General features: G+C 63.7%; 17 protein-coding genes. 4 read left to right on the top strand and 13 right to left on the bottom strand.

Features of this window, described 5'->3' with window-relative positions; translation table 11 throughout:
• The 4 genes from trpA to NKI17_RS06185 all read left to right on the top strand — a co-directional run bounded on the left by trpA (position 1) and on the right by NKI17_RS06185 (position 3,666).
• Complete coding sequence (gene trpA, locus NKI17_RS06200) at positions 1-840, top strand: tryptophan synthase subunit alpha (RefSeq protein WP_023677563.1); 840 nt, start codon at positions 1-3, stop codon at positions 838-840.
• Positions 841-877: 37 nt separating this feature from the next.
• Positions 878-1,804 carry an acetyl-CoA carboxylase, carboxyltransferase subunit beta gene (gene accD / locus NKI17_RS06195; protein WP_352576313.1) on the top strand — a complete coding sequence of 309 codons (927 nt, stop codon included), beginning with the start codon at positions 878-880 and terminating at the stop codon, positions 1,802-1,804.
• Between the two features lie 55 nt (positions 1,805-1,859).
• Positions 1,860-3,185: a bifunctional folylpolyglutamate synthase/dihydrofolate synthase gene (locus NKI17_RS06190; protein ID WP_352472565.1), complete on the top strand. Its 1,326-nt coding sequence runs from the start codon at positions 1,860-1,862 to the stop codon at positions 3,183-3,185.
• A gap of 61 nt (positions 3,186-3,246) precedes the next feature.
• The gene (locus NKI17_RS06185; RefSeq protein ID WP_352576315.1) at positions 3,247-3,666 is read left to right on the top strand and encodes a VOC family protein; all 420 of its coding nucleotides are present in this window, start codon (positions 3,247-3,249) and stop codon (positions 3,664-3,666) included.
• 47 nt (positions 3,667-3,713) lie between these two features.
• Here the strand turns inward: NKI17_RS06185 and NKI17_RS06180 are convergent, their stop codons facing one another.
• From NKI17_RS06180 to NKI17_RS06120, 13 genes are all read right to left on the bottom strand, one after another.
• A complete protein-coding gene (locus tag NKI17_RS06180; protein WP_023718287.1) occupies positions 3,714-3,995 on the bottom strand; it encodes a cupin domain-containing protein in 282 nt (93 codons plus the stop codon).
• A gap of 132 nt (positions 3,996-4,127) precedes the next feature.
• Positions 4,128-4,451: a thioredoxin gene (gene trxA / locus NKI17_RS06175; protein WP_023677558.1), complete on the bottom strand. Its 324-nt coding sequence runs from the start codon at positions 4,449-4,451 to the stop codon at positions 4,128-4,130.
• A gap of 73 nt (positions 4,452-4,524) precedes the next feature.
• Positions 4,525-8,037 carry a double-strand break repair helicase AddA gene (addA, locus tag NKI17_RS06170; RefSeq protein WP_352905521.1) on the bottom strand — a complete coding sequence of 1,171 codons (3,513 nt, stop codon included), beginning with the start codon at positions 8,035-8,037 and terminating at the stop codon, positions 4,525-4,527.
• A complete protein-coding gene (gene addB, locus NKI17_RS06165) occupies positions 8,034-11,171 on the bottom strand; it encodes a double-strand break repair protein AddB (RefSeq protein WP_352905520.1) in 3,138 nt (1,045 codons plus the stop codon). Before addB ends, addA begins: the two co-directional genes overlap by 4 nt.
• A complete protein-coding gene (locus tag NKI17_RS06160; protein WP_352635048.1) occupies positions 11,168-11,911 on the bottom strand; it encodes a nucleotidyltransferase family protein in 744 nt (247 codons plus the stop codon). Before NKI17_RS06160 ends, addB begins: the two co-directional genes overlap by 4 nt.
• A 56-nt stretch (positions 11,912-11,967) precedes the next feature.
• A complete protein-coding gene (gene tsaE, locus NKI17_RS06155; RefSeq protein ID WP_352576322.1) occupies positions 11,968-13,479 on the bottom strand; it encodes a tRNA (adenosine(37)-N6)-threonylcarbamoyltransferase complex ATPase subunit type 1 TsaE in 1,512 nt (503 codons plus the stop codon).
• An 8-nt stretch (positions 13,480-13,487) separates the two neighbouring features.
• Positions 13,488-16,049 carry a sensor histidine kinase gene (locus tag NKI17_RS06150; RefSeq protein ID WP_352905519.1) on the bottom strand — a complete coding sequence of 854 codons (2,562 nt, stop codon included), beginning with the start codon at positions 16,047-16,049 and terminating at the stop codon, positions 13,488-13,490.
• A 188-nt stretch (positions 16,050-16,237) separates the two neighbouring features.
• Positions 16,238-17,638, bottom strand: coding sequence for an adenosylhomocysteinase (gene ahcY, locus NKI17_RS06145; RefSeq protein ID WP_023677552.1), 1,401 nt, complete (start codon positions 17,636-17,638; stop codon positions 16,238-16,240).
• Between the two features lie 156 nt (positions 17,639-17,794).
• The gene (locus NKI17_RS06140) at positions 17,795-18,091 is read right to left on the bottom strand and encodes an HPr family phosphocarrier protein (RefSeq protein ID WP_023677551.1); all 297 of its coding nucleotides are present in this window, start codon (positions 18,089-18,091) and stop codon (positions 17,795-17,797) included.
• Positions 18,088-18,489, bottom strand: a complete 402-nt coding sequence (locus NKI17_RS06135) for a PTS sugar transporter subunit IIA (RefSeq protein WP_023677550.1) — start codon at positions 18,487-18,489, stop codon at positions 18,088-18,090. The genes NKI17_RS06140 and NKI17_RS06135 overlap by 4 nt, the downstream gene beginning before the upstream one ends.
• Before the next feature lie 164 nt (positions 18,490-18,653).
• Entirely contained in the window at positions 18,654-19,100 is a 447-nt protein-coding gene (locus tag NKI17_RS06130) for an HPr kinase/phosphorylase (RefSeq protein ID WP_023677549.1), read from the bottom strand.
• 31 nt (positions 19,101-19,131) lie between these two features.
• Positions 19,132-20,916 (bottom strand): sensor histidine kinase, encoded by a 1,785-nt coding sequence (locus tag NKI17_RS06125; protein WP_023677548.1) that lies wholly within the window; start codon positions 20,914-20,916, stop codon positions 19,132-19,134.
• A gap of 22 nt (positions 20,917-20,938) precedes the next feature.
• Positions 20,939-21,640: a response regulator transcription factor gene (locus tag NKI17_RS06120; protein ID WP_023677547.1), complete on the bottom strand. Its 702-nt coding sequence runs from the start codon at positions 21,638-21,640 to the stop codon at positions 20,939-20,941.
• Positions 21,641-21,928 lie beyond the last annotated feature (288 nt).

The raw sequence follows: 21,928 nt of genomic DNA, 5'->3' as shown, positions 1-21,928 counted from the left end.
ATGGCCACTCGCATCGACCGCCGCATGGCAAAGCTGAAGGCCGAAGGTCGACCGGCACTCGTCACCTATTTCATGGGCGGCGACCCGGACTACGACACCTCCCTGTCGATCATGAAGGCGCTGCCCGGCGCCGGCAGCGACATCATCGAGCTCGGCATGCCGTTTTCCGATCCAATGGCCGACGGCCCGGCGATCCAGGCGGCCGGCCTGCGGGCGCTGAAGGGCGGCCAGACACTGGTCAAAACGCTGAAGATGGCCTCGGAATTCCGCGCCGGCGACAGTGAAACCCCGATCGTCTTGATGGGCTATTACAATCCGATCTACATCTACGGCGTCGAGCGCTTCCTGAGCGATGCGCTGGCCAGCGGGATAGACGGGCTGATCGTCGTCGACCTGCCGCCTGAGATGGACGAGGAGCTTTGCATCCCGGCACTCAAGGCCGGCATCAATTTCATCCGGCTGGCGACGCCGACCACCGACGACAAGCGCCTGCCCAAGGTGCTGCAGAACACGTCGGGTTTCGTCTACTACGTCTCGATGACCGGCATTACCGGTTCGGCGCTGGCCGACACCGGCAAGGTGGCGGCAGCGGTCAAGCGCATCAAGAGCCATACCGACCTGCCGGTCTGCGTCGGCTTCGGCGTCAAGACCGCCGAGCAGGCGCGCACCATCGGCGCGTCGGCCGACGGCGTCGTTGTCGGCACCGCGATTGTCAATGCCGTCGCCAACGTGCTCGGGCCGAAGGGCGAAAAGACCGCCGATCCGGCCGAGGCCGTCGCCACGCTGGTCAGCGGGCTTTCGCAAGGGGTTCGCGCGGCTCGCCTTGCTGCCGCCGAATAATCTTCCTACGTCTTCTTAAGGGACAGGAGCCGAAGCGATGAACTGGATCACCAATTACGTCCGTCCGAAGATCAATTCGATGCTCGGCCGCCGCACCGACATGCCGGAAAACCTGTGGATCAAGGATCCCGAGACCGGCGAAATGGTGTTCCACAAGGATCTGGAGCAGAACCAGTTCGTCATCCCGTCCTCCGGACACCATATGAAGATCTCGGCCAAGGAACGGCTGAAATTCTTCCTCGACGACGGCAAATACGAGACGCTGGAAAACCCCAAGGTGGTGCAGGATCCACTGAAGTTCCGCGACGAGAAGCGCTATGTGGACCGGCTGAAGGATGCCAAGGCCAAGACCGGCCTAGAAGATGCCATCATCAATGCGCTGGGTACGGTCGAAGGCCTGCCGGTGGTGGTGACGGTGCAGGATTTTGCCTTCATGGGCGGCTCGCTCGGCATGGCGGCCGGTGATGCCATCGTGCATGGTTTCGAGGTCGCCTTGCAGCGCAAGCGGCCGCTGATCCTGTTTGCGGCCTCCGGCGGCGCCCGCATGCAGGAAGGCATCCTGTCGCTGATGCAGCTGCCACGGACCACGATCGGCGTTGACAGGCTGAAGGAGGCCGGCCTGCCCTACATCGTCGTCCTGACCAACCCGACGACCGGCGGCGTCACCGCCTCCTACGCCATGCTGGGTGACGTGCATATTGCCGAGCCTGGGGCCCTGATCGGCTTTGCCGGACCGCGCGTCATCGAGCAGACCATCAGGGAAAAGCTGCCCGACGGCTTCCAGCGCGCCGAATATCTGATGGAACACGGCATGGTCGACATGGTGGTGTCACGGCTGGAGATGCGCCAGACGATTGCGCGGCTGCTGAGAATGCTGCTCAAGCTGCCGGAAGAGCAAAAACCGCAGGAGCCGGAAATCCTGCCGCCGTCGGTGATCCCGGTCGAAGCCCGGCCGCACGCCTGACGCATTCGCCACGAACTGCGATTGCGCGCCGTCCGTGGCGCGCCTAGGATTCGCCATGACCACGCTTGCCGCCGACCGCGAAATCGAAAGCCTGATGGCGCTTCACCCGAAGGGCTTCGACCTTTCGCTCGACCGCATTTCGCGGCTGCTCGAGCGGCTCGGCAATCCGCAGGACCAGCTGCCGCCGGTCATCCACATCGCCGGCACCAACGGCAAGGGCTCCTGTGCTGCTTTTTCACGGGCGCTGCTCGAAGCCGCCGGCTACCGCGTCCACGTCCACACCTCGCCACATCTGGTGAACTGGCACGAGCGCTACCGGCTGGCCGCAGATGGCGGCGGCAGGCTGGTGGACGACAAGGTCTTCGCCGAAGCCATCGCCCGCGTCGCCAAAGCCAATCAAGGCCAGAAGATCACCGTCTTCGAAATCCTCACCGCCGTCACCTTCCTGCTGTTTTCCGAACATCCGGCCGATGCCGTCATCCTCGAGGTTGGCCTTGGCGGCCGCTTCGACGCCACCAATGTCATCGCCGAGCCGGCCGTGTCGGTGATCATGCCGGTGTCGCTCGACCACGAAGCCTATCTCGGCGACCGCGTCGAGCTGATCGCCGCCGAAAAGGCCGGCATCATCAAGCGCGGATGCCCGGTCGTCATCGGCGCGCAGGAAAGCGAGACGGCCCAGCAGGTGCTCATCGAAACCGCCGAGCGGCTCGACTGCCCCGCCTTCGTCTATGGCCAGGATTTCCTTGCCTATGAGGAAAACGGCCGCATGGTCTATCAGGACGAAGACGGATTGATGGACCTGCCGCCGCCGCGCCTGCCGGGGCGCCATCAATTCGCCAATGCGGCGGCGGCGATCGCGGCGGTCAAGGCGGCCGGCTTCGAGATCAGCCACCGCGCTGCCGAGAAGGCGATGGCGAACGTCGCCTGGCCGGGCCGCATGCAAAAGCTGCCGCAAGGACGGCTGAGCGAACTGGCGCCGAAGGGCGCCGACATCTGGCTCGACGGCGGCCACAATCCCGGCGCCGGCGTGGTCGTCGCTGAGGCCCTGGCCGAGCAGGAGGAAAAGAACCCGCGGCCGCTGTTCCTGATCTCGGGCATGATCAACACCAAGGACCAAAGCGGCTATTTCCGCGCCTTCAAAGGGCTGGTGCGGCACGTCTACACCGTGCCGGTGAGCCTGAGCGACGCCGGCGTGCCGAACGACGAACTGGCGACCCGCGCCATTGAGGCAGGCTTGTCGGCCGAACCGGTTAGTTCCGTTGCAAACGCACTGATGCTGCTGCGCGACACATGGGACGGACCGCCGCCGCGCATCCTGATTGGCGGGTCACTTTACCTGGCCGGCGCGGTATTGGCCGAAAACGGCACGCCGCCGGTTTGAGGCGTGCTTCAGCCGGGCCACGATGACGCCACACCTGTCAGACCACCGCGAGGAGCCAATCATGATCAAGGTAAAGCAGCTCGCTCACGTTTGCATTTTCGCGAATGACCTGGAGATGACGCGAAGCTTCTATCGGGACGTCCTCGGCATGGACACTCAGTTCAATTTCCTGCGCGACGGGAAGATTTTCGGCTTCTACCTCAATTGCGGCAGCCGTAGCCATGTCGAGGTGTTCCAGAAAGACGGCGCAAGCTATAGCGACTTGAACCAGATCAACCACTTCTGCCTCGAAGTGGAAAACATCGACGCCGCGATCGCCCATCTGAGGTCAAAGGGGGTTGATGTCACTTCAAAGAAACTCGCGTGCGATGACACCTACCAGGCTTGGATCCGCGACCCCAACGGCGTGAAGATCGAACTGTTTGAATATACTGAGAAAAGCGCACAATTCGTCGGTGGCGATCGTATCGCGGATTGGTGATCGCGCCTCGCCGGACAATTGTAGCGGCGCAGCCGATAGTTGGTGGACTACTTCAGCTCGACCTCGATGAAGGCGAATTCGCCATCGTTTGCGCTGATGACGTCATGTTCGACGCCCTCGTTGCGGAAATACGGCGCGCCCTTCTTCATCTCGGCAAAGGATTCGCCATCCTTGGTCAGGAGCTTCACCTTGCCGTCGGTCAATGGCACGATCACATAGTCGTGGCCATGGCGATGCCAGCCGGTGTTGTCTCCCGGGGCGAAGCGGTATTCGGTGACGATGACGCGCTCATTGTCGATGAAGACGGTGGCCTTGGCGGATCCGGTCATATCGCTTCTCCTTTGAATTGAGAAGAGAAGAATACCGGGCGGCAAACCGCGAGTGCCAGAGCGGTCCACCAATGACGCCAGCAAAAAAAGGCCCGGCGCGAGGCCGGGCTTTTCTGCAAAATTTTGATCGGATCAGGCGAGGCTGCCGTTGATCCAGTGCGACAATGCCGTTTTCGGCGCAGCACCGACCTTCATGTCGGCGACTTCACCGCCCTTGAAGATCATCAGCGTCGGGATCGAGCGTACGCCGAACTGCGCGGCCAGCTCAGGATTCTCGTCGATGTTGAGCTTGGCGATCTTTATCTTGCTGCCGAGTTCGATGGCGATGTCCTCGAGCGCCGGGGCGATCATCTTGCACGGGCCGCACCATTCCGCCCAGAAATCGACCACGACCGGCTCCTTGGCGTTGAGCACGTCGGCCTGGAAATTGCTCTTGTCGACCTTGACGGTGGCCATGCTGAGATCCTTTCGATTTGTTCGTCGCACCAAATGTGGTGGTGATCGCGTCCGTCTTCAAGCAAGTGTTGTGTCACGCTCCCGTGAGTCTAGCAAGCGCATCGTCCATGGCCGCCGCCGGCAGCTCGATCAGCCGCGGCACCTCGGTGAACAGCAGCGCCGCCGAGACCTCGCGTCCCGGATAGAGCGGCTGAAGCAGCGCGCGATAAAGTGCGAGCTGCAGAACATAGGCTTGCGGCACTTCGGCGAGCGTAGCTGGCGCTGGCCGATTGGTCTTGTAGTCGACGATCGAAACCTTGTCCGGCGTTGCTGCCAACCGGTCGATCTTGCCGGAAATCGAGCGCAGTTTGCCCCATACCTCCAGGCTGCCCATGATGGCGACTTCGGCGCGCGAGTTTGGCGCAAACAGCGGCGCGAAGCGGCTGTCGGCAAGAATTCTGAAAACGCCAGCCACGGCCTTGTCGTGCTCGTCGTCGGGCCATTCCGCGCCGGCTCTTGCCAGATAGCGTTCGGCGGCATCCCGGCGTTTTCCCTCGGCGATGCCGGGCAGCATCTGCAGCAATTTGTGCAGCGCCAGCCCGCGCATGACGGCAAAGCCGGGCTCGGCTTCGGCATCCAGTACCGGCGAACGCGTGTCGGCCACCGCTTGCCGCGCCTCATCGATCAGCACCGAGGCGCCGGACGGTGAGAGCGGCCGCGGCAATTCCTCGAAGGGCGGCAGAGGCCGGAACAGGGTTTCAGGCAGTGGTGCAAAGCGTTCCGCCTGTCGTGCCTCGTTCACTGCCGCCAGTGGCATGGGCGGCAGTTTCGTCACCTGGAAACGATGCACGGTCTCGCCAGTGGCGGGATGCCGGCGTTCTTCGCTCTCCGCGGCACCGACCAGTGCGCGGCTGACGATCGAATGCCAGGTGCCGGTATTCGGCGCCCGCTTGCCATGGTAGCCGCAGACGATCAGCCGATCCTCGGCGCGGGTCATGCCGACATAGAGCAGCCGGCGGTATTCGTCGTCGGCGAGTTCGCGGGCGCGGGCCGATGCGGCGCGTGAAAACCCATTGGCGACATCGCTGGCCGAACGCCAGAGATAGCCCTTGCCCTCCCAGCAGTCGCCCGAGCCTTCGAACGGCATCAATCTCGGCAGATGCTGGTCGCTGAACGGCGCGGAGCCGCCATCGACAAGGAATACCACCGGCGCTTCCAGGCCTTTGGCGGCATGCACGGTCATGACGCGAACCTCGTCGCGGGTCTGGTCCATTTCGCGCTTGATCTCGGGGCCGGCGTTTTCCAGCGTCGACAGGAAGGATTCCAGCCCTGGCAGGCCGGTTCGCTCCTCGGCCAGGCAGAAATTCAGGAATTCGTCGAGGATATCGCCGGCCTCCGGACCGAGCCGCGCGATCATCTTCTTGCGCAGGCCGTCGCGGGCGAGAGCTGCGGCATAGAATTCGAACACCGGCTTGAATGCGGCCTCGTTCGACCATGTGTCGAGTCGGCTGACGACGGCGGCCAACGCCTCGCTTTCGCCGGCATGCCGGCGCAGCGAGGCGATCAGCGAGACGCCCGACGGCCTCTCGGCAGCAAGCGCGAAAAGCTGCTCTTCCGAAACATCGAAGATCGGGCTGCGCAGCACGGCAGCCAGCGACAGATCGTCCTCGGGCTGGATGAGAAAATGACCGAGTGCGATCAGGTCCTTCACCGCGATATGGCCAGGCAGGCTGAGCCGGTCGGCGCCGGCCACCGGAATGTCGCGGCGCTTCAGCGCCCGCGTCAGCGCATGGACGAAGCGATCGCGCTTGCGCACCAGCACCAGCACGTCGCCGGGGCGGAGTTTCTTGCCGCGGCCTTCGATGACCTCACCGTTGCCGATCCAGCCGGCAATCGTTGCGGCGACGTTTTCAGCGACGCGGACTGCCGGCGCGTGGGCATGGTCGACCGCTTGCGTCCAATCGTCTGGTTCGTCGACGACGTCGGCGCCGATCGAGGGCCAGACCTCGACATGACCCGGCGCATCGGTGCGGATCGCCTTGTGGTCGAGCGGATCAGGATCGTGGCTGATGCCGCGCCGCACGTTCGGGTCGGCAAAGACCCGGTCGACGGCGGCAAGAACATCTTCGGTCGAGCGGAACGACCAGGTCAGCTTGAGATCGGCGAAGGCGGCGGCGGCGGATCTAACTTTGCCGGCAAACAAAAGCCGGGTGTCGGCAAAGGAATCCGGGGCGGCTCCCTGGAAGGAATAGATCGACTGCTTTTCGTCGCCGACAGCAAAGATGGTGCGGTGGACCGCGTCGCGTGCGCCGAGCCCGGCAAAGAACTCCTCTGCCAGCCGCTTGACCACCTCCCACTGGTCGGGACTGGTGTCCTGCGCCTCGTCGAGCAGGATGTGGTCGATGCCCTGGTCGAGCTTGTACTGCACCCAAGGGCCGGCATCGGGCCGTGCCAAAAGGTTGACCGTACGGGTGATCAGGTCGTTGAAGTCGAGGAAGCCGCGGGCGCGCTTCAATTGCTCGTAACGGGCGATCAGCCAGTCGGCGATGGTCAGCGCCGCACGCGTGCCTTCCAGCATCCTGAACAAGGCCAGCCGGTCGGAGATTTCGAGAATGGCGTCGACCGCCGCCAGATAACGTTCGGCAAGATCGGGCAGCCGGTCAAGCAATGCCCTTTTAAATGTCTTTGCCGGATCGTAAGGCTCGCCGTCGGCCCTCAGGAAAGCCTTGGAGAGCAAATTCAGGCGACGTACCGGATCCTCCTCGGCAAAGGCAAGGCGGGCGTATGGCAGCAGATTGTTCAGCACGATGCGCGCATCGGCGGCCTCGGCCGCCCGTGAAAAGGTGACGAGATAATCCGGCAGGAAGCCGGGCAGCGGCCAGACCGAGGCGGCTATACCTTCGGCCGTCTGGCCGGCGCGGAAATGGAACTCGTCGAACAGCGCCTGAAAACCATCGCCGCCGGCCGCGGCGATGAACGCACGCAAACCATCGCGCTTGCGCACGATCTCGGCCAGCAGTGCGTCGAGCCCATGCTCGCCGCCGCGCTCCAGCACGGTGGCGAAGGCCTCGGACAATGCCGCATCGCCTGCAACGCCGCCCGAAATCATGTCGCGGCGGGCGGCGGCAAACAGCGAAGCCTCCATTTGCGGATCGAGCATTTCGAAATGCGCAGGGATATTGGCTTCCAGCGGGAACTGATGCAGCACCGATTCGCAGAAGGCGTGGATGGTCTGGATCTTCAGCCCGCCCGGTGTTTCCAGCGCCTCGGCAAACAACCGCCGCGCCCGGCGCATGGTTTCGCGGTCGGGCTGGCGGCCGTCTAGCGCCTCTATCCGTGTCGAGAGCTCGGTATCGCCCAGGGCCGTCCATTGCGACAGGGTCGAAAACACCCGGTTGGACATGTTGGCGGCGGCGGCACGCGTATAGGTCAGGCACAGGATCTTGGACGGATCGGTGCCGCGCAGCAGAAGCCGGATGACGCGCTGGGCGAGCACATGGGTCTTGCCCGATCCGGCATTGGCCGACACCCAGGCGGAATTGCGCGGGTCGGAGGCGCTTGCCTGGCTGGCGGCAGTGTCGCTTGGAATGGGGTAGGCCTTTTTCATGCCTCTCCTCCCTCGTCGTCGGCATCGCCGCCGGCCGACCATTCTAGCACGCGGGCGAGATGGTCGTAGTCGCCGTCGGTCTCGCCCTCGCGGAACGGCAGCGCCCGCGACAGATAGCCGGTCGCCGGGTCGGCGTAGTGGATCAGCAGTTTTTCCAGCCGCGCCCACGCTTCTTCGGCGAGATCGGCGGCGGTTCGCGGCTTGCGGTTGTATTCGAGGATGGATTCCTCGAATACTTCGCCATTCGGCTTCAGCCGCACGAAGGCCAGTTGCGACGGCTCACACGCGCCAAGCTCCGCAAAAGCGCCGCGCCTGAGCAGCGCGCCCTCCAGCGCCAGTTGCGGCGCGAGCAGCGTGTGCGCCTGTGCTTTGGATGGCGAGGAGCCGGTCTTGTAGTCGAGGATATCGGCCATGCCGCCGGCCAGCAGATCGATGCGATCGGCATAGCCGGACAGCGTTACACCGGATCGGCCCACACCGGTCTTTTCGGCGCGTTCCTCGGCGTGCCGCCGTGCCACGGCTGCGGCCCGGCCGCGCTCCCATTCGATGATGCCGGCGGCAAGCTTTTCAAAACGCGGCCACCACACCGCCTCGACATCGGCGGGCAGGGCCGCGTCGGCAAAGCAGGAGCGGCCTGCGGCGATGAGCCCGTCCAGCGCCTCCGGCGCGCGCGGGTCGGCCACCCTCGCCGAGAAGAGGTGCAGAATGGCGTGAAACAGTGTGCCACGCTCGGCGGCGCCCGGATCGCGAATGACCGGATCGAGCGGCATCAGGCCGAGTATCCTTCTGGCATAGACCGCATAGGGATCGCGGCGTAGCGTTTCGATCTCGGTGACCGAGAAGTGGTGCGGCCGCGCGGCGAGCGGCGGTTTCGGCTGCGGCCTCGGCGCAAAGTCCTGCTTTTCGCCGGCATCGAGCGCACGCGCCCAGGCAAGCAGTTCGTCGCCGCGCCGGCGAAGTGCAGCAGCGTGGTCCTCGCCGACGAATGTAAGGATGCGCTGCAGCCAGCGCGAAGGTACCGACGGTGCGTCGCCGGAGCGGCCGGAGCGAGCCAGCACCACTTTTTTGGCGCCCATGGCCATCTGGAAATCATGGGCGGCAAGGCCGATGCGCCGCTCGGGCGGTTCAAGATCGATACCGGTCTTCATCAGCCGCGACATGAAGCGGTCGCTCTCCGGCTTGCGCGGCCACACGCCTTCGTTGAGCCCGCCGACGACCAGCGTGTCGACATCCTGAAGCCGCGCTTCCAGCACACCCCAGATGGCGATGTTCCTGTCGGTGCCCTGCGCCGGCTTGACCGTCTCGGGCGCGATCAGCGCCTCCATCACGTCAGGCCATTCGTCAGCGGCGAAGGAGAACGACACCGAGGCCGCGACCAGCCCGCGCAAGAGCTCGGCGAGCTTTTCGCCGGCATCGCCCGCATAGAGTTCGCTCAGGCTGCCGTCAGCGGCGCGGCCGAGACTTTCGAGCGCAACGACGCTGGCGCGCACAAGGGTGGCAAGATCGGCATTCTCGTCGCCGCGAAAAGCAACCAGCGGCGCCAGCGCGGCCGTTAGCCGGATCAGCAGGTCGCGCGCCTGTTCGATGCGCCTGACCGAAAGCCGCGGCCACCAGAAGGGTGGGCGGCGATTGCGGCCGCCGTCGAATTCGAGGAGCCGGGTGTCGAAGAGCTGCGGCAGCGACGCCACGTCCGGACGCCCTGTGCCGCCGCGCAGCCCCACGAGTTCGACGATTTCGGCCGCATAGCGCACGCTTGCCCGCTCCAGGCCGAGGCCAAGCAGGGGATGCTTGAGCAGCGACAGCAGGGCGACGGGGTCGCCCGGGCGGAAGGCTGCCTGAAGCGCCAGCCTGAGCCGGCGGGCGGCTGGTGTGTTGATCAGCGGCGTGCCGCCGGAATCGTCGGCGGCAACGCCGAAGCGCAGCAGCTCGACTGAGACGCGCCGCGCCAGGGCGCGGTCGCCGGTGACGAGTGCGGCGCGCTGGCCGGGCCGTTCGACGGCCTGTTTGAGCGCGACGGCGATCGCCACGGCTTCGTCGCGTTCGCTGGCGGCTTCGAGAAGCGTCACATCGGCGAAGGCCTCGGCAATATCGCCGGCCCTAAAGCGGGCGCGCGTCTCGGCCCAGAGCTCGGTGGTCTCCGCCGGGCGCAGCGCTTCGCCGACAAGTGCGGCGCGCAGCGCAAGCGGTCGCGGCGCAACAGCAATCTCCTCGACATCGGCGCGCGGCACGCCGATCTTGCCGATCAACTTTGCCAGGCCGTATTGCGGGTGGCCAAGCACGGCTGGGCGCGCGCCCGGTGTGGTGATCGCGGCAAAGGACGGCTCGTCCAACGCCCGGTCGAGCCCGGGCAGCACAACGGCGCCATTGGGCAGACCGGCGATCACGGCAAGCAGCTCGGCCGTGGCGGGAATGGAGCCGGTGGAACCGGCGGCGATCACCTGTCCGGCTGGCGGATTACGCTTCAGCCGCGCCGCCTCCAGCCTTATCAGGGCATTACGATGCGCGGCCGGATTGGAACGATGGCGTTCCTCGAGCAGGTTCGGCCAGTTCTCCGTCACGATGGTCAGGAAGTCGAGTGTCACCTGCCACCAGCCTGCAAGATTGCCGGTTACAAGGTCGGCGAGCCTTGCCCAATCCGTGCCTTCGGTGTCGATCTCATCCATCAGGCGTGCAAGGTCGCGTGCCAGCCAGATGGCGTCGGCGGCGGAGGCCGGTATGACGATCTCCTCGTCGAACAATGCCGCGACATGTGCCGGCAGGCGGCGTTTCCACGCCCGCACCAGCGGCGCAAGCAGCAGAAGACGCTCGACCGCGGCGATCGGCGGCGCAAGGTCGATGGCGGCCGAAGCTCCTGCCTCGAAGGCGGCTTCATCTTCATCGAACTCACCAAGCGGGCGGATGACCGGCAGGATCGCCGAGCGGCCTCCCGAGCGCGAGAGAGCATCGACGAAGACGCCGCGAAGCGCCCGCGCTGCACGGCGCGTCGGCACATAGATGGTGAGATCGGCCAGCGCCAGCGGATCGCCGTCATAGGCGAAGCCGGGAACCAAGCGCCCCGCAAGCAGCGCCTCGGCCAGCGTCGGCAGGAACGGCGCTCCGGGCGGGATCGAGAAAACGCGGCGGGAGCCGCTCATTTCGCCTCGGTAAAAGCGCCGGGTGCCTCAGCAACAGCATTGGGCGTGCCGGCAAGCGCGGCGGCGACGGCCGCTTCCGCAAGCGGAATGGCGTCGGGCGTGCCGACAGTAATCCAGTGACCCTGCATTTTCATGCCGAACAGGCGCCCAGTAGCGATGGCCGCATCGAAATAGGCATTGAGCGAGTGCGGCCCGGTCGGAGCGTCCTTGAAAAGGCGCGGATGGGCGATTGCGGCGCCGGCATAGATCAGACCGGCGGGATCGTTGTTCGCACGCCGCAAGGCGCCGCCCGGCGCCATCAGGAAGTCGGTGCCGCCGCTATGTCCGGTTGCCGACTGGAGATCCGCAAGCATCAGCAGAATGTCCATTGTCGCGCCCTCCCATGCAAGGGCAAGTCGCCTGAGATTGGAGACGCCGCTGTCGATCCAGAAGGTGTCGGCGTTGAGCACATAGAAGGGCGCCCCTAACCTGGGCAATGCCTTGACGATACCACCGGCGGAGTCAAGCAAGCCCCTGCTCTCATCCGAGATGACGATTCTCGGCGCACTGCGGCGGGCTACATGGTCCACGATCTGTTGCGGGAGGTAATGGACGTTGACGACGGCCGTGGCGACGCCGGCTTCGGCTAGGCAGTCCAGCCCCCAGTCGAGCAATGTCTTGCCGGCGACCTTGACCAGCGGCTTCGGCATGGTGTCGGTGATCGGCCGCATGCGCTTGCCGAGCCCGGCGGCGAGCACCATGGCGGTCGTCGGCATCGACTGCTCATCCGACGCCTTCAGGCCCAAATCCTTAGCCGTCAAATCGAGCGTTCCTCCAGCAAGTCGTGGGCGATGTAGAAATCCTGCAGCCCGGCCAGCGCCGGATGCGCCAGTGCCCGGCGAAGATAGTCGCGGATGCGCGGCAGATGCTTCAGATAATAAGGCTTGCCGTCGCGTTTTTCGAGCCGCACGAAGATGCCGAGGATCTTGGAATTGCGCTGTGCGGCCATGATTGCATAGGTTTCGCGGAATTCGTTCTCATCGAAGGCACCGGCAGCGCGTCGCGCGGCGATGTAGGCGGCGAGCGTGTGCTTTTCGATTTCGGGTGAGATAGTGACGCGCGCGTCCATGGCTAGCGAGGCGACGTCGTAGGCGGACGGCCCGATCAGCGCGTCCTGGACATCGACGACGCCGAGGCGATCGTGACCGGAACGGTCAGCGCGCCAGATCAGGTTGGGTGAATGGAAATCGCGCAGCATCAGCGTGTATTCGCGTCCCTCCAGCCGATCGAGCACCGCACTCCATTCGCTGCGGTAACCGGCGCGCAGCGCCTCTCTAGGCGGAGCGCCTGATATCGCCGGGACATACCAGTCGACCAACAATTCGGCCTCGATCATCATGGCGTCGCGGTCGAAAGGCGGCACCTCATGGAAGACGCCGGGGCCGGCCTGCATGCGGGTCGGCCATGTTTTGCCGTGCATCATGGCAAGCAGTCCGGCCGCCGCAGCGTAGCGCTCGGCCACCGGCTGGCCGCGCTTGTCGAGAAACCCTTGGGAACCGAGATGCTCCAGCAGGAGAAAACCCTGGTCGAGATCCTGGGCATAGATTTCCGGGACGCTGACGCCGCCGGCCCGCAAGGCCCGGTCGATGGCGACGAACGCCGAAACGGATTGCGCGGTGTGAGCGATCTCGGCATAGGGTTTGCCGTCGCGGACTGGCGGTCCGAGCACCAGCCTTGGCGAGTTCATCAGCACCCGCGGCGGAAATCTGGCGAGCGTGACGATCTCGTAGGAGCGAGCCGAGGCATCACCGATGAAATATCGTCGCTGCGCTTCGCCCCAACCGGCCTGCCCGAGAAAATCGCGCATTGCCAGCGATCGCGCCGCGCGCTCGAAGGCGGCGCCCTCTCCCGATAGTCTCGCCAATCGGCCGTCGCCCTGCTGGAGAAGTTCGACCAGCACCGAGGTTTTCGGCAGATATGCCTCTGCCCGCTCCGGCCATTCGACCAGCGCGGCGCCTTGCGTCAGCGCCTCGTCGAAGCCCAGCTCATCCAGCTCGGATGCCGTGCCCAAGCGGTAGAGATCGAAATGATGAACCGGCACACGCGTGTCGTAGCTCTGGACCAGCGTGAAGGTCGGGCTCGGCACGTCGAGTCCGGCATCGTCGGCCAGTGCCCTGATCAGCGCCCGTGCCAAGGTCGATTTGCCGGCGCCGAGATCGCCCTTGAGGGCGAGCACGTCGCCAATGCGCAGCGACATGGCGAGATCCTCGCCGAACCTTGCCGTCGCAGCCTCGTCGGCGAGAAAATGCTCCAGCACCAATACCGCCATCGAACGCGCTACTCGGCCGCCGCGCGGATGCCGGACGGCGTGTCGGGAAAGGTGCAAACAACCGTGGTGCCCTTATCCCTGCCGGTCTCGATGCGGACGCTGCCGCCATGCAGTTCGACAAAGCTCTTGACGATCGACAGGCCGAGCCCGGCGCCACGGCGGCGGCCGCCATTGGTGCGCGGCTCGAAGCGCCGGAACACTGAGTCAAGCAGGTCCGGCGGCATGCCGGGGCCGTCATCGTGAACGGAAAATTCCACGCCGTCGGGAAGTTGGCGGCAGGCGAGCGTTATGGTGCTCGCCTCCGGCGCGTAATTGGCGGCATTGCTGAGCAGATTGTAGAGGATCTGGCGGACGCGGATCTCGTCGCCGTGGAAGGTTTTCGGCGCGGCCGCCGCGTCGATCCTAAGCTTGATCGCATGTTCCTCCAGCCGGTCGGCGACCAGTTCGGCGGCAGCCGTAATGGTTCGATCGATGTGAACTTCGGAAATGTCGAGTTCCATGATGCCGGCATCCACCGTCGCCAGGTCGAGGATGTCGTTGACGATGGTGAGCAGGACCGAGGAGGACGAGCCGACATGCCCGATATATTCGCGTTGCTTCTGGTTCAGCGGACCAGTCGACGGCAGTGAAAGAAGCTCGGTAAAGCCGATGATGTTGGTGAGTGGCGAGCGCAGCTCATAGGAGACGTGCTGCACGAATTCGTTCTTGATCTGGTCGGACTTTTGCAGCGCCTCATTCTTGTCCTTCAGCGCCCGCTCGACATTGACGCTGTCGGTAACGTCGACGAAGGTCATCATCACCTGGCCGTTGGGCAAAGGGATGACGGCGTAGCGCAAAACGGTGCCGTTGTTCAATTCGGTTTGGCCGTGGCGGTCGCGGCGCTCGTCGTCGAAGCCGGTGATGGCGGCAACGAACCCGCCCCACGGACTGTCGACGGCACGGCGGTCGCAAAGGTCGCGGATCGTCGAGACATGGACGTTGGGTTTTGAGGCATCGGCATCCAGCCCCCACAATGCCGCGAACGCCGGGTTCGACAGTCTCAGCCTGCCGTCGGGGCCGAACACAGCGACGCCTTCGGCGAGGTTGTCGAGCGTCTCGCCCTGGACCCGGACGGCGGTCTGGTAGCGGCTTTCAAGGTCCATCTTCTCGGTCAGGTTCTCGAACACCCAGGTGACGCCGCCCTTGGGCTGCGGATTGGCGACGACGCGAATGGTCTTGCCGTCCGGCAGATGCCACCAATGCTCCTGCGATTCAACCGCGCGGTAAGCGCCGAGCAGGCTCTCTTTCCAGCGCCGCCATTCGGGCTGCTCGGCGATCTTGCCTTCGCTGCGCAGGCGGTCGAGCAGCAAGGCGTTGTCCGGCGCGCTGTGCAGGAAGCCGCTGTCGAGGCCCCATAGTTTCTGGAACGCCTGATTGAAAAACCGCAATTTCTCGTCGGTGTCGAAAATCGCCACGGCGGTGTTGAGCTGATCGAGCGTGTCGGCGTGGCTCTGCATGGTCCGCTCATATTCGGCGCGAATGGCCTCGATAGCGCTGATGTCGCAGGCAAGACCAGCCGAACCATCCGCCCCGGCAAAATCGGTCACGGCAAACATACGGCGGTCGCCTTCGATGACCGTGGAGAGCGTCTGTTCAAAGACCGCGCGCGACTTGTGCTGCGCAGCGATCGTGTCGCGCGCCTGGCCGCCGAGGAATTCCTTGCCATCGCGGACCGCCGCTTCGGCATTCTCGGCCTCGACCGCTTCGGCGTAGGCGCGGTTGACCCATTTCAGCCGCCCGTCGACAGTACGCAGCCATGACGGCATCTTGAGCGCATCCAGAAGACCGATCAGCGTCTCATGGTCGGCGGCTAAGCGCTGGTTCTCGATCTTCAGCCTGGCCTGGCTTCGCTGTGTCTCCGAAAGCGAGACGAAGCGAACCAGCCCATGCGCCGCACTCTTGCGGCCGTGAACCTCGAGCGGCTGGCCGGCCTGCGATTCGATGACCAGATCGAACGGCTTTGCCTTGTCCCGCAGTGCCGCGACGGCATGTTCGAGTGCGGCCGCCGAACGCGGCATCAGCCAGCGGCCGAAAGCCAGGAAGGCCGCCCGGTCCTCCGGCGCGCCGCTCTCGATCGGCAATGTCCCGACAAGCTCGGGCTTCTTGTTCTCGGCCGCCCATACCACCACGCGCTGATCGCGGGAATGGAGCAGCGCCTCCGAGCGCTGCAGCGCGGCATTGACGTCGGCGATACGGGTCCTGAGCTCGGCATTTTCCGCCGCGGTGCGCGCCCGTTCGCGGATCAGAAAGATGGCCGACAGCAATGCCGCCCCCATGACGCCGACGAACATGGCGAGTTGCATGACCTCGACCGTGCTGACCGACAGCCCGGCCTTTTGCGCCACGCGGGTTTGGGCATGTGCAGTAAAGCCAAGCAGCGGACTAACCAGCGCGGAAGAAGCAAGCAGCACCCCGACACGGCTGCCGGCGCGCCATAGAAGGCTGCCGCCTCTGGCAGCGGAGCCCGTGATCGAATCGTTATGGCCGCCGGAAACGGCCTGTCCCGCGCAAGGCGGGTTATCCCCCGGCATGTCTTGGTCCTCTTCGCCGCCTGAATGCAAGACCGCCCTGATGCGTGCGCCCGGGCCTCGTCCCCGGACCGCGAATCAGCACCATAGCGCTTGCGCGAATCGGCGTGAAGAATCAATCAGCGCAAAAATAAAGCCGGGCGAAAAGTCAATCGCCCGGCTTCAATATCTAGTGGCAAGTTTCGCCGTGGTTAATAGCGGTAGTGTTCCGGCTTGAACGGTCCCTGCGGAGTGACGCCGATATAGGCGGCCTGTTCGCCTGACAATTCGGTCAGGCGGGCACCGAGCTTGTCGAGATGCAGGCGCGCGACCTTTTCGTCGAGATGCTTCGGCAGGACATAGACCTGGTTCTCGTACTGGCCGGGCTTGGTGTACAGCTCGATCTGGGCCAACACTTGGTTGGTGAAGGACGCCGACATGACGAAGCTCGGGTGGCCGGTAGCGTTGCCGAGGTTGAGCAGGCGGCCTTCCGACAAAAGGATCATCCGCTTGCCGTCCGGAAAGGTGATCATATCCACCTGAGGCTTGATGTTGGTCCATTTCAGGTTGCGCAGCGAGGCCACCTGGATCTCGTTGTCGAAGTGACCGATGTTGCCGACGATCACCATGTCCTTCATCAGGCGCATGTGGTCGAGGGTAACAACGTCCTTGTTGCCGGTGGTGGTGATAACGATGTCGGCCGTCGGCGCTGCGTCTTCGAGCGTGACCACCTCGAAACCGTCCATCGCCGCCTGCAGCGCGCAGATCGGATCGACCTCGGTGACCTTGACGCGGGCGCCGGCCCCCTTGAGCGAAGCCGACGAGCCCTTGCCGACGTCGCCATAGCCGCAGACAACCGCGACCTTGCCGGCCATCATCGTGTCGGTGCCGCGGCGAATGCCGTCGACAAGCGATTCCTTGCAGCCATATTTGTTGTCGAATTTCGACTTGGTGACGGAATCATTGACGTTGATCGCCGGGAACGGCAGCAGGCCTTTTTTCTGCAATTGATAGAGCCGGTTGACGCCGGTCGTCGTCTCTTCGGTGACGCCGCGGATCGCTTCCTTCTGCTTGGTGAAGAAGCCGGGCGATGCCTGCATGCGCTTCTTGATCTGGGCAAACAGGATCTCTTCCTCTTCGCTGCCCGGATTGGACAGCACATCCTCGCCGGCCTCGGCGCGGGCGCCGATCAGGATGTACATGGTGGCATCGCCACCGTCGTCGAGGATCATGTTGGAGGTGCCGCCATCGGCCCACTGGAATATCTTGTCGGTGTAGACCCAATAATCCTCAAGCGTCTCGCCCTTGACGGCAAACACCGGAATTCCGGCCTCGGCAATGGCCGCGGCAGCGTGGTCCTGGGTCGAGAAGATATTGCAGGAAGCCCAGCGGATATCGGCGCCGAGCGCCTTAAGCGTTTCGATCAGCACCGCCGTCTGGATGGTCATGTGCAGCGAGCCGGTGATGCGCGCGCCCTTGAGCGGCTTCTTGTCGCCGAATTCTTCGCGGCAGGCCATCAGGCCCGGCATTTCGGTTTCGGCGATCTCGATCTCCTTGCGGCCCCAGCCGGCAAGCGCGATGTCTGCGACCACATAGTCCTTGCTACCCGTCATGGCAGTGCTCCGATGCGAATTGATTGCGGGACGCGCCCGCCCCGAAAGCGTGTCGGAGGGCGCGAGGTGCCGGCCTGACTAGCAGATCGGGAGTCGGACGACAATGGGATATAAAGAAATCTTTATCCGTGCATGTCTTCAGAAGCGATCAGCACGTCAGCATTCCTCGCCAAAACGGGAAGCAACCAGTTGCTCCAGCGCATCGATGACCTCTTCGGCCTCCGGGCCGGTGGCGGTGACGCGGATCGAATAACCGGGGCTCGCCGCCAGCATCATCAGGCCCATGATCGAGGTGCCGCCGACCTTGACGCCGTCCTTCTCGACCTGGACCGTGGCGTTGAAGCCGCTGGCGATTTGAACGAACTTGGCCGAGGCGCGTGCGTGCAGGCCGCGCTGGTTGACGATCGGAAAGTCGCGAACGATCTTGTCCTTTTCCGGCAACAGCGCGCTCATTTGCTGCTCAGGAGTTGACTGGCGACATTGATGTATTTACGGCCGGCAGCCTGCGCCTCATCCAGCGCGGCCGTCATGTTGTCGCCCTTGCGAACGCTGGACAGCTTGATCAGCATCGGCAGGTTCATGCCGGCAATGACCTCGATACGCCCGGATTCCATCACGGAAATGGCGAGGTTAGAGGGCGTGCCGCCGAACATGTCGGTCAAAACGATGACGCCTGATCCCGTATCGACGCGGCCGACTGCCTCGATAATGTCGCGGCGGCGCTGTTCCATATCGTCGTCGGCACCGATCGCCACGGTCTCGAAATTGTCTTGTGGCCCAACGACATGTTCCACGGCATTGCGGAACTCGGCGGCCAGTTGACCGTGCGTTACAAGCACGAGTCCGATCATTCTTTGGTGGCTCCCGTCATCGCCGCTTCACAGGCGCATTTTATGCTCGCCGACCGTTCCAGGTGGCGGGAGCGCTATCTTGTCGACGCAAGGCCCGTTGACAAGCCCAAAATTGCGCCGGCCCAAGCCAATTTGACGCATTGCAGCAAAAAATCGAAATCGGATCACAGGAAAGGCGCAATCGACAGGCGCGACATCAATGCCGGCAAGGCCGCCGCTACATTGCGCTCGGCAAGATCGATGCGCGGCACTGGTACGCCGACAACGAGTTCGCTGCAGTCTTCCTGGAAGCGGGCCATTTTGCCGGCTGGCACCAGCCGGATAATGAGGTCGATCACACAGCTTGGCTCGAACTGTATCGGTTTGGGGCCGAATCCCGGCACCTCGACGAGGCCGGCTATGCTGGCTGGTGCGCGGCAGACCAGCCGCCCGTCGCAATCTGCAGCATAGAGCTGGTCATCGCCGATCAGCCGGGAAAACAGCCCACGCTGGCTGCAATGATCGATCAAGGCGAGCGCCAGCGTCGTCTTGCCCAAGCCGGACGGTCCGGTGATGAGAATGCCGCGATCACCTATCAGGATCGCGGTGCCGTGAATATTTTCAGGCTGCACAATAGGACCAGGCGTGATTGGAATTCATCCGTCAGCCTTCCGCCGGCAGCGTCACCACGAAGCGCGCGCCCTTGATCTCGCCAGGCTTGGTGCCCGGGATGTTCTCGGCGCTCAGCGTGCCGCCATGGGCTTCAACGATCTGCCTGGATATCGACAGGCCAAGGCCCGAGTTCTGACCGAACGCCTCGCCGGCCGGCCGATCGGTATAGAACCGCTCGAAAATGCGATCGATGTTATCGGCCCGGATACCGGGTCCATTGTCGTCGATGGTGACGATGTTGAACTTGCCGGCGCGCGCCAGCGATATGGTGATGTGGCCACGTTCCTCGGGAACGAACGAGCGGGCATTCTCGATCAGGTTGGTGATCACCTGGCCGATCCTCAGATCATGACCGACGACGAAGTAGCCTTTCACGCCCTGTGGCAGTTTGGCGACCTTGAATTCGATCTCGACCGCCTTCTTGTTGCGCGTGGCCTCGCGCGAGACGGCGACCAGATCGGTGATGAACTTCTTGAGGTCGACGGTTCCCGCATCTTCCCGCGCCAGCTCGGCATCGAGACGGGAGGCATCGGAAATATCGGTGATGAGACGGTCAAGCCGCCTCACATCGTGCTGAATGATATCCATCAGCCGGCTGCGCGAATTGTCGTTCCTGGCCAGCGGCAATGTCTCCACCGCGCTGCGCAGCGAGGTAAGCGGGTTCTTCAACTCGTGCGAGACATCCGCGGCAAAACTTTCGATCGCCTCGATGCGGGCGTACAGCGCATTGGTCATGTCGCGCACGGCGATCGACAGATTGCCGATCTCGTCCTGCCGATCGGAGAAGTCGGGGATTTCCTCGCGGTTCTTGACACCGCGGCGAACCCTGACGGCTGCCGCGGAAAGCCGGCGCAGCGGATTGGCGATGGTGGAGGCCAGCAGCATCGACAGGATGGCGGTAACCAGGGCGGCAATGCCGAACACGCGCAGGATGGCCTTCCGCTCGGCCGCGACGATCTTGTCGATGTCGCCGCCTTCGGTCGACAGCATCAGCACGCCGAGAACGGCACGGAAGCGCTGGATCGGCACCGCCACAGAAACGATCTGCTCGCCTTGCTCCGAGATCCGCACGATCGTCGACGGGCTGCCGGTAAGCGCCTTGACCACTTCCGGAAACGCGGCGCCGTTGCCACCCGGCTGCTCGCGATAGACGGGCAGCTGCTTGTTGCGGAAGAAATCGAAGACGAATTTCTGGATGCGCTCCAGAAGGTCCGGCTGTTCCTCTTCGACCGGCGGCAGGTCGTAGCGAAGGATCTGGCCGCGCGAATAGAGATGGCGGGAATCGAGCAGCAGGTTGGCGTCGCGGTCGTAAATGCGGGCGCGGGTCCGCGTCGGCGAGATCAACCGCCTGAGCACCGGCGCCACGCGCTCCGGATTGATCGGGAAATCGAGGTTATCGAGCTGATCGGAGCCCGGGCCGAGGCTTTCGCCGGCCTGCAACTCGAGCAGCTTCTCCGGATCGATGCTGATCGAATCGGTCTCGACCGTCGCCGAGGCGGCGATCGCGCCGGCGATGATCTCGCCTTGAGTCATCAGGCTCTCGACACGGGCGTCGATCAGCCCGTCGCGAAAGGTATTGAGATAGAGAATGCCGGTGACCAGGACGGCAAGGCCGGCAAGGTTGAGAAAGAGGATACGCCGCGTCAGGCTGGAAAAGATGTGATGGCCGAGAAACCGGCGCATCGGCACCGTAATTTTCGACACGAAGGCGGGCAGAATCCGCGGCGGGCGCCTGGCGGCGCCCGACCGTCTCACTCGCTCTACTTGCACTGCCATCGAATAGCAGCTCCCGCTCGACTCAAGCTTCGCGGAACCGATATCCGACTCCGTAAAGGGTTTCGATCATTTCGAAGTCATCATCGACGGCCTTGAACTTTTTGCGTAGCCGCTTGATGTGACTGTCGATGGTGCGGTCATCGACATAAACCTGCTCATCATAAGCCGAATCCATCAGCGCATCACGGCTTTTTACAACGCCCGGACGCTGGGCCAGCGAATGCAGGATGAGGAACTCGGTGACGGTCAGCGTCACCGGCTCGCCCTTCCAGGTGCAGGTGTGGCGCTCCTGGTCCATGACAAGCTGGCCGCGCTCAAGCGACCGGGCCTGCTGGTTGGGCGCCTTGGCAGCCGCCTCGCGGGTGCTGGCGCGTCGCAGCACGGCGCGGACGCGTTCGACAAGAAGACGCTGCGAGAAGGGTTTGCGGATGAAGTCGTCGGCGCCCATCTTGAGGCCGAACAGTTCATCGATCTCATCGTCCTTGGAGGTCAGGAAGATCACCGGCAGGTCGGATTTCTGACGCATCCGGCGCAGCAACTCCATGCCGTCCATGCGCGGCATCTTGATGTCGAGGATGGCGAGGTTCGGCGGGCGCGCCGCCAGTCCCTCCAGCGCCGATGCCCCATCCGTGTAGGTTTCGACCCGATAACCCTCGGATTCGAGGGCGATCGAAACCGAAGTCAGAATGTTGCGATCGTCGTCGACAAGCGCGATTGTTGCCATTTCAAGCGGCTCCCTCATGAGCTGTCCCTTCTTTCGTCGAGAAGGGGCTTTTGCAGGACAAATTAGGTACAAAATGTGGCATAGGCTGTATCCGCTGTCACGCGCGGCATGTCGACGGCCACAATTGTACCTCGATATGGATTGGACGAATGAACATCGCCAATCCTTTGGGCAACCATCAGTGTTTTTGCACATATAAACGATTTAAACAACTTTCAAAATATTTAAATCGATTAATGATTTGATATCATTCGCCTTTTCTGGTTTTGACGTTTTTAGCTCCTGCAA

The organism is Mesorhizobium sp. M0816 (assembly GCF_040320005.1).
In the GTDB taxonomy this organism is placed as follows: Bacteria; Pseudomonadota; Alphaproteobacteria; order Rhizobiales; family Rhizobiaceae; genus Mesorhizobium.
This window is presented reverse-complemented; position numbering and strand designations above follow the sequence as displayed.